The sequence below is a fragment of the Proteus vulgaris genome (assembly GCF_023100685.1).
In the GTDB taxonomy this organism is placed as follows: Bacteria; Pseudomonadota; Gammaproteobacteria; order Enterobacterales; family Enterobacteriaceae; genus Proteus.
This window is the reverse complement of sequence record NZ_CP090064.1, coordinates 88,745-101,373: the sequence shown is the minus strand read 5'-3', so window position 1 is coordinate 101,373 and position 12,629 is coordinate 88,745. Positions and strand designations below refer to the sequence as shown.

General features: G+C 37.4%; 9 protein-coding genes. 7 read left to right on the top strand and 2 right to left on the bottom strand.

The genetic code is table 11. From position 1 onward, the window contains the following. The first annotated feature begins 82 nt into the window (after positions 1 to 82). Genes LW139_RS00465 through LW139_RS00455 form a run of 3 tightly spaced genes read left to right on the top strand, consistent with a single transcriptional unit; the run spans position 83 to position 2,528 of the window. On the top strand, positions 83 to 904 hold the full coding sequence (locus tag LW139_RS00465) for a DUF3100 domain-containing protein (protein WP_166539342.1): 822 nt from the start codon (positions 83 to 85) through the stop codon (positions 902 to 904). Next, positions 901 to 1,350: a hypothetical protein gene (locus LW139_RS00460; RefSeq protein WP_006534124.1), complete on the top strand. Its 450-nt coding sequence runs from the start codon at positions 901 to 903 to the stop codon at positions 1,348 to 1,350. Before LW139_RS00465 ends, LW139_RS00460 begins: the two co-directional genes overlap by 4 nt. Beyond that, entirely contained in the window at positions 1,350 to 2,528 is a 1,179-nt protein-coding gene (locus tag LW139_RS00455; protein WP_109409922.1) for a M20 metallopeptidase family protein, read from the top strand. Before LW139_RS00460 ends, LW139_RS00455 begins: the two co-directional genes overlap by 1 nt. 71 nt (positions 2,529 to 2,599) lie before the next feature. On the opposite strand, the gene LW139_RS00450 is transcribed toward LW139_RS00455, so the two are convergent. Further along, positions 2,600 to 3,613, bottom strand: a complete 1,014-nt coding sequence (locus LW139_RS00450) for a LysR substrate-binding domain-containing protein (protein ID WP_072070616.1) — start codon at positions 3,611 to 3,613, stop codon at positions 2,600 to 2,602. Positions 3,614 to 4,322: 709 nt separating this feature from the next. Here LW139_RS00450 and proP point away from each other — a divergent pair. Genes proP through LW139_RS00435 form a run of 3 tightly spaced genes read left to right on the top strand, consistent with a single transcriptional unit; the run spans position 4,323 to position 8,283 of the window. After that, positions 4,323 to 5,825, top strand: a complete 1,503-nt coding sequence (proP, locus tag LW139_RS00445; RefSeq protein ID WP_072070617.1) for a glycine betaine/L-proline transporter ProP — start codon at positions 4,323 to 4,325, stop codon at positions 5,823 to 5,825. Between the two features lie 10 nt (positions 5,826 to 5,835). Continuing rightward, entirely contained in the window at positions 5,836 to 7,266 is a 1,431-nt protein-coding gene (phrB, locus tag LW139_RS00440; protein WP_247850497.1) for a deoxyribodipyrimidine photo-lyase, read from the top strand. 39 nt (positions 7,267 to 7,305) lie between these two features. Continuing rightward, complete coding sequence (locus LW139_RS00435; protein WP_247850496.1) at positions 7,306 to 8,283, top strand: glycosyltransferase; 978 nt, start codon at positions 7,306 to 7,308, stop codon at positions 8,281 to 8,283. 61 nt (positions 8,284 to 8,344) lie between these two features. On the opposite strand, the gene ppc is transcribed toward LW139_RS00435, so the two are convergent. Continuing rightward, entirely contained in the window at positions 8,345 to 10,981 is a 2,637-nt protein-coding gene (gene ppc / locus LW139_RS00430; RefSeq protein ID WP_166539339.1) for a phosphoenolpyruvate carboxylase, read from the bottom strand. Between the two features lie 653 nt (positions 10,982 to 11,634). Here ppc and LW139_RS00425 point away from each other — a divergent pair. Next, the gene (locus LW139_RS00425; protein ID WP_210813129.1) at positions 11,635 to 12,372 is read left to right on the top strand and encodes a cyclase family protein; all 738 of its coding nucleotides are present in this window, start codon (positions 11,635 to 11,637) and stop codon (positions 12,370 to 12,372) included. Positions 12,373 to 12,629: the final 257 nt, after the last annotated feature.

Below are 12,629 nucleotides of genomic sequence, written 5' to 3'. Positions count from 1 at the left end.
GTAAACATGACATTGGTCACGCTACCTTTTGCTTTTTGTCCTCTAAAATAAAGCCTGATTATTTTTCGACGGAGATTAACGGATGGACAAAAGTAGAAGTCCGATAAAGGTTTTCTTTATTAGTATTCTGGCAGTCCTTTTCTTGATTTTTATTTCACAATACGTGATTGGTAAAAAAGAAATTAAGATTGGCATTGCAGTAATACCTATTCTACCAATGCTCTTTGCTGTCATTATTGGTATGTGTATATCTGCTGGATTTACCCGTAAAAAAATTAAAGTATGGGGTAAATTATTTACAGAAAAAGAAGAAGGCTTCTGCGGTAAAATGGTGGGTTTTAGCCTACTTATTTTAGGTACGCAATATGCAGGAATGATTGTTCCTAATATTAAAATGATTTTAAGTGTCGGTGTTCCTTTATTTGTTCAGGAACTAGGAAACTTATTACCTGTATTAATTGCAGTTCCATTAGCAATTAAATTTGGATTTGGTCGTCGTGCAATTGGTGCTTGTTCATCTATTAGCCGTGAACCTTCTATTGCTGTAATTCAAGGTAAGTTCGGTACAGGCTCACAAGAATATATTGGTGTATTAGCCATCTATTTATGTGGTTCTGTTATTGGTACTTTGTGGTTTAGTGTATTAGGTAGTATTGCTCCATTAACAGGATTACACCCACTTGCACTCGCTGCAGGCTCTGGCGTGGGTTCTGGTTCAATGTTAAGTGCTGCATCAGGTGCGTTAATTAATGGTCTTGATGAAGCATTAGCACAGCAAGTATTAAGTGTTGCCGCTGCATCTAACTTATTATCATCAGCACTTGGCGCACTGTCATTAACCTATTTAGGTTTACCTCTTTCAGAAAAAATTTATAAAATTTTCACCAGAGGCAAAACTGCATGAAAAATATAATTATTGATATGAAATTTGTATTCGTTGCTATTTTACTGGCAATGTTTACTCAGACGTTAACATCAGGGATCGCTCTTTATGCAATGTGGGATAGCTTTATTGCTATGTCATTAGTGGTATTTATTTCACTCGTTGCAAAACATTATTTACCTTCATCTTTACCAACATTTGCTTATGCAACAATTATTGGGATACTTATTTGTTTACCCGAAACACCAGTAAGAGATTTCTTTATTAGTTCTATTGGTAAAGTCTCTTTCTTATCTTGTTGTGTTCCTTTATTAGCATTTGCTGGTTTATCTGTTGGTGGTCAATTAGAAGAACTTAAGAAAATGTCATGGAAAGTTATTCTTATTTTCATGATTGTTTCAACATGTTGTTTCTTTGGAGCATCAATCGTCGCGCAAATTGGATTTACTATCCAGGGAGTTATCTAATGAATAATATTTATAATGTCAGTGAAAAACTCTTTCAATTAAATGACTTTAGTAAAAAAACACGACAAGACTTGCACAAAATACCTGAGTTATCAGGTGAAGAATATAAGACATCAAAGTATTGCCGTGAATTAATGGAAAGTTTTGGTTATCAAATTAGAACTTTTGATGGATATACCGGTTTTACTGCTGACTTAATTGTTAATGCTGAATTTCCATTAATTGCCATCCGTGCTGATATGGATGGATTAGAAATGCCAGACTTAACTAATAATGAACATAGCTCAATTCACCAAGGCTGTGCGCATAACTGTGGTCACGATACTCATATGACCATGGCATTAACCAGTGCAAAATATCTTGCCGAAAATAAAGAAGAGATGAGTGCGAACGTCCGCTTTATTTTCCAAATGGCTGAAGAAGATATGCGTGTTCCTGGTGCTGAAAAAATGGTTGAAATGGGTTGCATGGAAGGCGTTGATGAAACCTACGCACTTCATAATGATGCAGCTATTGAAACTGGTTGTGTACGCTTTAATGATGGCGTGATGTCATCTTATGGCTCAGCATGGACATTAGATGTTTATGGCGTTTCTGCACATGGTTCAACACCACACAAAGGTTTAGATGCCATTCGCGAAGCGACTCGCTTAATTGATTATATGGATTATGTTGTTGCGAAAAAAACAGATCCATTTAGCCCTGCAGTCTTTGGTTGTGGCATGATCAATGGGGGAACTATCCCTAACGCATTAGCTGACCACGTTCAAGCTCGCGGTACTATCCGTTCTATGGATGAAAATACTGACCAAGTACTGAAAGCAAGTTTTGATGAAATTGTGGCTCGTAGTACAGCTGGTGGATTTAAAACCACATTAAGTTATAGCGGATACCCTGCTGTTGTGAATCATCCAACTGCGCATCAGCGTTTATTAGATGCAATGCGTAAATTCTTACCTGAAGAGAATATTGAATCGAACGGTAAGCCAATGACAGGCAGTGAAGACTTTAGCTACATGGTTAACGCGACTAAAGGCAAAGTCGGAGCCATGTTCTTCTTAGGAAGTGGTAACCAAGCGAAAGGAATTAATAATTACCTTCACGCAAATCCTTATTTTGTCGATGATGATTGTTTATTAGTTGGTGCTCAGATTTTTGTTAACATTCTGACCCGCTAATCTTTTATTATTCTGCCCAAAGCCCGTTATTGCCCCCGCACAACGGGCTTTTTTCTATTCTGATCTGATGTCTATTCTGCAACGCTATTATTGATATTTACAGAGCGTAAATCAGGTAATTCTTGGTAGACCTCTTTACTATGCCATTGGCTTTCCCACTGCTCTGGCATCTGAATAATATTTTTATCAATATGAGGAGCATAAAGAGAAATAAACTCATGCATATAATCTTTCATATGCGTATGTTTACTGACACAGATATGGGTATAACTCGGTTGTACAAGATGATCGATGTTTATACATTTTAATGCACCACTATCTTCCGTTTCATCATAAGAAGCCGTTGCAATAACACCAATACCTAAATGACGCTTAACGTAATATTTAATAATCTCTGTATCCGTTGCCGTTAATGCTACTTTGGGCTTAAGATTATTTTTATAAAATACCTTGTCTAACTTCGATCCCCGAGTAAAACCAAAAACATAAGTAATTAATGGATACTCAGCCATTTGTTCAATAGTGACTTGTTCATCATCTTGTAATTCAGCAAGAGGATGGTCATAAGGAACGAGTAAACTACGTGTCCAGCGATAACAAGGCAGAGTAATTAAATCTTCATACAAGTGCATAGACTCTGTTGCTATAGCAAAATCCACATCACCATTTTTGACCATTTCCGCTAATTGAGCTGGTGCTCCTTGATGAAAATGCAAGGAAATATTAGGGTAATAACGCCGAAAATGGTCAATAACATTGGGCAATGAATAGCGAATTTGGGTATGTGTTGTCGCAATATGCAAATCAACTTTTTTATTACGATCTTCTTCAGCCACAATGCTTTTAATACGATCAACTTGCCCGAGAATATCGCAGGCAATTTTATGCACTTCTTTACCCATTGGGCTTAATGCCAATAAATTATTATTTTTACGGACAAACAGAGACACACTGAGCTCATCTTCTAATATTTTGAGTTGTTTACTAATTGTGGGTTGAGAGGTGTAGAGTTTTTCAGCCGCATTAGTAATGTTGAAATTATTTTTTACGACTTCAACAAAGCTTTTCAGTTGATTAATGTTCATAGAGGTACCTGGGTTAATCTGCACAAATGCGCGGTTAATTATTAATTTTATAAATTTTTATTCTAAATATGAGTAATAGATAAACTATCTTTAATATCTCTATCGTGATATCTCGTCATACTATCTTGATTTAATCTTATAATAAGAATAGCGAGATCTATTCTATTATCCACACATTCACTTTAACTATTCGAAAGAATAATAAAGCAAAATAAGGTGTTATTATTTTCTACTTATCTATCAACCTTTGTATTATGCACAATACTCATACAAATGCGTTAGCCTGAATCAAAAAAATAATAAACCAGCCTAACATCATGTTATTAAAATAGAATTTTAATTTTTACTTCACGATTTTATTGCAAACACTTTCCCTTCACTTAAGCTAAATTTACAATCACTAACACCATAAATTTTACAGAAAAGCAGAATTACGTTATGATAACGATCACATTTTAATACTTAGAGGCTATGTTTTGTTATATCAAAACAACAAAGAAAACTTCCTATTATCTTATTCAATCTCATCTATACTTAATAAATATTCTCTTATCTATTAGCTTAATATCACTATTTAATTTTGGTAGAAGTAAGCTGTTTTTTAGTGAATTTTTATCACTCACTCTTCTCGCTAACAAATAGTCACTTCATTTCTTTTAATTAATTGAATAACAAGAAATTACGAATACCTTAATAAAGGTCACTTAATATGAAAATGAAGAAAAAAAGAAATAAACCACTACAAATCAATGATATAACCATTATTGATGATAGTAAGCTCAAAAAAGCCATTACTGCTGCCGCATTAGGTAATGCCATGGAATGGTTCGATTTTGGTGTTTATGGCTTCCTTGCTTACGTTTTAGGTCAAGTCTTCTTCCCTGGAGCATCACCTGGCGTACAGATGATTGCGGCTCTTGCCACTTTCTCTGTACCTTTCTTGATAAGACCATTAGGGGGTGTTGTTTTTGGAATGCTAGGGGATAAATTTGGTCGTCAGAAAGTGTTATCTGTCACCATCATTATTATGGCACTCAGTACGTTTGCCATCGGTCTTATCCCTGCATATGAAACCATCGGTATTTGGGCACCAGTCTTATTATTACTTGCCAAGCTAGCACAAGGTTTCTCTATTGGTGGTGAATATTCAGGAGCAGCAATTTTCGTTGCTGAATACTCACCAGATCGTAAACGTGGATTTATGGGAAGCTGGTTAGATTTCGGTTCCATCGCCGGCTTTGTCATGGGTGCGGGTGTTGTTGTACTTATCTCAACTATTTTGGGTGAAGCCGCATTTCATGAATGGGGATGGCGTATTCCGTTCTTCTTAGCATTACCGTTAGGTCTTATTGGCTTATATTTACGTCATGCTTTAGAAGAAACACCTGCATTCCAACAACACGTTGATGCAATGAATAGCGACGACCGAAAATCTATTCAAGATCCACCTCGTGTTTCATTACGTGAAATCGCATCAAAATATTGGAAAAGTTTAACCGTATGTGTAGGTTTAGTGATTGCCACTAATGTCACCTACTATATGTTATTAACCTATATGCCGAGTTATTTATCTCATAACCTAAATTATTCGGCAGATCACGGTGTACTGATCATCATCGCGATTATGATAGGTATGTTGTTCGTACAACCTGTAATTGGGTTATTGAGTGACAAAATTGGCCGTAAACCCTTTGTTATTGGCGGTAGTATTGGCTTATTTGTCCTTGCTTACCCTGCGTTTATGATGATTAACAGTGATGAAATCGGTTTGATTTTCTTAGGATTATTAATTCTTGCGGTTTTACTTAACTGTTTTACAGGAGTAATGGCATCCATTTTACCTGCCATATTCCCGACCCATATTCGTTATAGTGCATTAGCAATCGCATTTAATATCTCAGTATTAATTGCGGGTGCAACACCAACAGCAGCTGCATGGTTAGTTGAAGCGACCGGTGATTTGTATATGCCTGCTTATTATCTGATGATTGTTGCCGTTGTCGGTTTGATCACAGGGATTAAAATGATCGAAACTGCCAACAAACCGTTACGTGGAGCAACACCGGCAGCATCTGATAAATCAGAAGCTAAAGAAATTTTATCAGAGCACTATGATAGTATTGAACACCGTGTTGAAGATATCGAAGCGGAAATTGAAGCATTGCAGAAAAAACGCCAAGCCCTTATCGATCAACATCCTAAGTTAGATTAAGAGAGGTTACATGCACCCGTCCCCTGTTCATTTAGTTTGGTTTCGTAATGATTTAAGAGTGATGGATAACAAAGCACTCTTTAATGCTTGCCAAGATAAACACGCACAGGTGCATGCCCTTTTCACTATTACGCCTGAACAATGGAAAGCCCATCATATGGCTTTGTCATGTCAGGCGTTTATTCATGATGCATTACTTAATCTTTCGATATCGCTGGCAAAACTTAATATTCCACTAACATTAGTGATTAGCGACACTTATTCAAATGCCGCCAATGAAGTCACACACTATTGTCAACAACATCAAGTTACCGCGCTTTTTTTCAATCACCAATATGCCCTTAATGAGCAACGCCGTGATAAAAAAGTCACGGAATTACTAGAGAACAAGACAACCGTTTATGCCTATCATGACAATGTGTTTATTCCACCGGGTAATGTAGTCACCCAACAAGGAGAGATGTATAAGGTTTTTACTCCCTTTAGAAATGCGTTCTTGCGGCTCTTTTTTTCACAAGATAACGCTTCGTTACCTATTCCAGAGATCAGAACACATCAAAAAGCAGTATCACCTTTAAAAGCCCCGTTGTTTTCACTTGAAAATATAAGCTCACCCCCTTTTATCGCCACTGAAGAAGAAGCACTTAAACGCTTAAAACAATTCTGTTATGAAAGCGCCCCACATTATGCAAAATGGCGAGACATTCCTGCAGTAGATGGCACAAGTCGATTATCCCCTTATCTTTCGATTGGATTATTGTCTATTCGCCAATGTTTTAATCGCCTATACCAAACAGAGCCTGATTTTTTAGAAAACAGTGCATCAGGTGCTTTTGTGTGGTTTAACGAATTGGTTTGGCGAGAGTTTTATCAACACTTAATTGTGGCTAATCCCCATTTATGCAAACACATTGCCTTTCAGCTTTGGACAGAAAAAATTAATTGGCGCAATGATAAAGAGGAATTTAATGCTTGGGCACAGGGTTTAACCGGATTTCCTATTATTGATGCTGCCATGAGACAACTTAATCAGACAGGTTGGATGCATAACCGTTTACGTATGCTCACAGCAAGTTTTCTTATCAAAGATTTGTTAATTGATTGGCGTTGGGGTGAACGTTATTTTATGTCACGACTTATTGATGGCGATTTCGCATCAAATAATGGTGGTTGGCAATGGGCCGCGTCCACAGGAACCGATGCAGTACCTTATTTTCGAATATTCAATCCCACAACCCAAGGCCGTAAGTTTGATCCCGATGGCGAATTTATCCGTCATTGGCTTCCTGAGCTAGCCAATGTGCCTAGTCGGTATATTCACACACCTCATGAGTGGGCAGCAAAAACTAATAATCCTCTTGATTATCCATTACCGATAGTTGATCACGCCAAAGCACGAATAAGAGTGATTGAGTCTTATGAAGAGGCAAAAAAAGGGTAAGATAGTAAAACTTTATTTATTGATAACTGGCTCAATCTTGTGAAAACACCCCAAATTTCTGTCATCGTTCCTATGTTTAATGAAGCGTCTCGTATTACGAGATTATTGGATAGTGTGATCACTCAAACTTTCACCGATATTGAAGTCATTATTATTAATGATGGTTCGACAGATAATAGTGCTGAAATCGCAACGTCTTATTGTCAAAAAGATGCACGTGTAAAGATTCATCATCAAACTAATCAGGGATTATCTAGCGCAAGAAATACAGGTTTAAAATATGCCCAAGGCGAATGGATAGTTTTTTTTGATAGTGATGATTTTATTAAACCTGAATTACTTGCACATTGGTATCAACTAGCCGTTACGCAACACGTTGATGTTTTAATTGGCAATGGCGAACGATTCAATCCAAGTGATCTTAAAAAGCACCAAAGACCAATCCATCAACGACAACCTTATCAAAAAGTCATCAAAGGCAGTGAGTGGATCATTTATGCCGTCACTCAACATCAATGGCCACATTTCGTTTGGTTGCAATTAATCCGGCATGACTTAATAAAAAAATACCAACTTCGATTTATTAAGGGGCTTTATCATGAAGATATTCTGTGGACAACACAATTAGCACTTGTTGCAGAGCGAATAGGTTTTGATAACCAACCTCTCTATTATTACTGTGCTAATCCTGACTCTATTACACGTAAACCCAATCCACAAAAAGAAGCTAAGCGAACACAAAGTTATTTGCAGATAATCTTACAACTATTAAAAGAAGCCGATAAACAATCTGATCTGTTATTAGCAAAAGCACTCCGCCAACAGGCCATTCGTGAGTTAGGCAGTTTTTTTATTCTTTTTCGTAAATGTTGTGATGCAAAAAATCAAAAAATAATCGCAAAACAATTTTCTAGTTGCTCTTTATTTTCCTCTCTCAATAAAGGAGTAACTGATTGGCATCAACGCTGGTTTATTTTTCGTGTTAACTGCATTTTATTTATCACATCTTTAAAATAAATAAGCATAAAAAAAACAGCGCCTAATTGAGCGCTGTTTTTAATTTTTAACTCGTGAAGTACTAACCAGTATTTCGCATACCTGCCGCAATACCAGCGATTGTAACCATTAGCGCTTGTTCAATTCGAGGATCAGACTCGCTATGAGTACGAGAGCGTTGCAATAATTCAGCCTGAAGTACGTTTAATGGATCGGTATACACATTACGTAGTGCAATAGATTCCGCAACCCATGGTAAATCAGCCATTAAGTGCTCATCTTTTGAAATTGCCAAGACACTCTTTATATCATCGGAAAGTTGTTGGCGTAATTTCGCTCCTAATGGCCATAAACGCTCTTCAACTAAACGTTGATCATAATATTCCGCTAACCATAAATCCGCTTTGGCATACACCATTTCCAACATAGCAATACGTGTATTGAAGAACGGCCAGTTTTCACACATATCGTCTAATACCGCTTGTTTTCCGCTATCAATTTCATGCTGTAATGCAGCACCAGCACCTAGCCAAGCAGGTAACATTAAGCGATTTTGTGTCCATGCGAAGATCCACGGGATAGCACGCAAAGTTTCAACACCACCCGTTGGGCGACGTTTGGCAGGACGTGAACCAAGCGGTAATTTTCCTAATTCCCCTTCAGGGGTTGCCGCCCTAAAGTAAGGTACAAAATCTTCTTGTCCTCGAACATAGTCACGATACATTGCACAAGAAACATCAGACAATGAATCCATCACTTCAATCCAAGGAGCTTTAGGCTCTGGAGGTGGCAATAAATTTGCTTCTAAAATCGCACCAGCATAGTGAGCAAGGCTGCTGATTGTCACTTGTGGCAAACCAAACTTAAAGCGGATCATTTCACCTTGCTCAGTTACACGTAGGCCACCTTTCAGGCTTCCCGGTGGTTGAGAAAGTAATGCCGCATGAGCTGGCGCACCGCCACGACCAATAGTACCACCCCGTCCATGGAATAACGTTAATGTCACGCCTGATTTTTCACAGAGTTTGATCAACGAATCTTGAGCTCGATATTGTGCCCATGACGCAGCCATCACACCGGCATCTTTTGCAGAGTCTGAATAGCCAATCATCACCATTTGCTTGTCATCAATTAAATCGCGATACCATGGAATATCAAACAAACGCGTCATCACGCTTTCAGCGTTATTTAAGTCTTCAAGTGTTTCAAATAACGGCGCAACAGGTAAGCGAATATCCGCACCCGCTTCTTTTAATAAAAGTTTTACTGCTAATACATCAGAAGGCACTTTTGCCATTGAGATGACATAAGAAGCGATAGAATCTTTTGGTGATTGTGCAATAACACGGCAAGTCTCAAAGACTTCTTGTGTTGGGGCGCTAGGTTGCCAATTTGTAGGAATAAGCGGGCGCTTAGAGTTTAATTCTTCCAATAAGAATGTTTGTTTTTGCTCTTCCGACCAAGCTGCATAATCCCCCAACTCTAAATATTGTGTTAATTCAGAGAGCGCTTCTGTGTGATTGGTACTTTCTTGACGAATATCCAGTTTAACCAGTTGTAAGCCAAAACAACGGATACGACGTAATGTATCTAATAGTTGCCCATTAGCAATAATACGCATACCGCACTGAGTCAGCGATTGATAACACGCATATAGCGGTTCCCAAAGCTCTGCATTATCAATTAATAACTCTTCAGGTGGCAGAGATTGTTGGCCTTTAATGCGTTGTTCTAAATAATCGCGGGTCACTTGTAAGCGAGTACGTAACTGTTTAGCAATTTCACGATAAGGCTCTGCAACTTCAGCACCACCCGCCAATTCACGTAGTTCAGGTGTACTTTCTGTCATCGAAAGTTCTGAAACAAGGACTTGGATATCATTTAAGAATAAATCAGCGGCTTTCCAACGGCTTAATAGTAAAGCGTGGCGTGTGATCTCAGCTGTCACATTTGGGTTACCATCACGATCTCCCCCCATCCATGATGTAAAACGAATAGGTGAGGCTTCTACGGGTAAGTTGTAGTCTATCGATTCTTTAAGTTGTTCATTAAATTCACGTAGGAAAGCGGGAACCCCTTCCCATAAGCTATTTTCAACAACAGCAAAACCCCATTTTGCTTCATCAATTGGCGTTGGGCGAATTTTTCTAATTTCATCTGTGTGCCATGATTGAGCAACTAACTGGCGTAAGCGACGCATAATATTCGTGCGTTCATAATCGGCTAAATCATCATGATCGAGTTGAGATAAACAAGTATTAACTTCAACCAGCTTATGGATCAGTGTACGACGTGCAATTTCGGTTGGATGCGCCGTTAATACCAGCTCAATAGAGATTTGTTCTACGGCTTCTTTTAATTGTGCATCCGTAAAATTCTTATCTTTCAGTCGAGAGATTAATTTTGCCAATGCCACCGGATTACTCGCAGCTTCACCATGAGGTGAAATGCTATGGTATTGTTCGGCTACATTCGTCAGGTTCAAGAATTGATTGAATGCTCTAGCAACAGGTAATAATTCATCATTAGAGAGATTCTGTAACGTGAGTAGTAGCTTTTGTCGCTGCACTTCATTACCTGCTCGTGATGATTTAGATAGTTTTCGAATAGACTCAACCTTATCTAAAATTTCTTCACCAAGTGCTTCTTTTATCGTATCTCCAAGTAGCTTGCCAAGCATACTGACATTGCTACGCATAGCAGAATATTGTTGATTCATGAGACTCCTGACCTTGTCTTTGTGGCGGTAACAACATGCATCTTCCTATCAGAAAAGTCATGTCCTCCCAGTTGTGTAATTAACTTTCATTTCTAATGTGACTTTATTTTGATTTTTGTGATAAGCCACACTGCTTTTTTTACTTAGCCTACTATTCATATCAGAAAATAATCGTTTTGGGGGATTTTTCTGAAATTTAATTACGACTTTAGTCTTATAAGAATGGCTAATATTCGTGTTGTTTTAGCTCAATTTTGCCAAGAATAAGGACATTTTTTCGTTTCTTATCCACTAAGAAGAGTTTTTTACTAGAAAGGAGGGAATACGTGAAAATTTATCTGGCGAAAAATTTAGATGATTTTTTTTAATATTGATAATTTGTCTGGTCTATTTTTACTTTTTAGCCTACTTCTCTGATGTGTTATAACCAATAGCGCTATCTCATACCTTATTTTTCTTATCTTTTTTTACTCACTCTGTCAGATTAAGATTTTTATTATCAAACAGGTTTAACGCTTTATTTTGTTTTTTCTTTACATTTATTATCACTCAAACAAACCCAATTTTGTTTAAAAAATCAAATTCAACATCCATAACATTAAAAATGCTCAAATCGCACTATTACTATTTTGGTTATCAGACAGGGGAAGCCAATGAAAAATGAATTAATTAATGCACTTTCTATTATTAAATCTAAAAAATGGGTCGATTTAACACACAGTTTTGATAAAGATTCGCCTCACTTTTTTATGTTTGATCCCGCGCAGTTTAAAACCCTTTTTGATTATCAAGATGGCTTTTTTGCACAGCAATTTACATTTCCAGGTCAATACGGTACGCATATTGATGCACCTTGCCATTTTGTTCCTAATACTCGCTATCTGCATGAATTAGAACTGAAAGAATTGGTACTCCCATTGATTGTTATTGACCAATCAGAGCGTGCAAAAATTGACGCTAATTTCTCATTTTCAAAAAATGATATTCTTGAATTTGAAAAACAGCACGGTGAAATTGAAGCGGGTACTTTTGTCGCATTACGTACTGATTGGAGCAAGCGCTGGCCTTCACAAGAGGCAATGGATAACAAAGATGCTGAAGGAAAAAATCAAATTCCGGGTTGGGGGATTGATGCTCTCAAATTCTTATTTGAAGAGCGAAAAATAAAAGCCATTGGTCATGAAACATTTGATACAGATCCAGCAAAAGAATTCCATAAAAACAATGCGTTATTAGGTGAGTATTACGTATTGGAACAGGATACTTATCAAATTGAATTAATGACTAATTTAGATCAACTTCCCACTCGTGGGGCTGTTATTTTTAACATTGTAGCCAAACCCAATAATGCTAGTGGTTTCCCTGTACGTTCTTTTGCTATCTTGCCTTGAAAACGAATAAAGCGCTGAAAATTCAGCGCTTTAAATTAAGAATAACGAATTGTTCTTTCAGTAAATTAAATTGTCTGTTGTAAAACACGTGGTAAATCGAATTGTACTCTTAATAACGTTCAAATACGTTGTAACTGTACTTCAACTTCCACTCAAGACGCTTAAATTTCACATCATGAGCTACTGGCAATAGTTCTCTTTAGCTTGATGGTTCACCTCCGTCATTTCATTTCTTAGTGGGACAATCTGTCTTACTA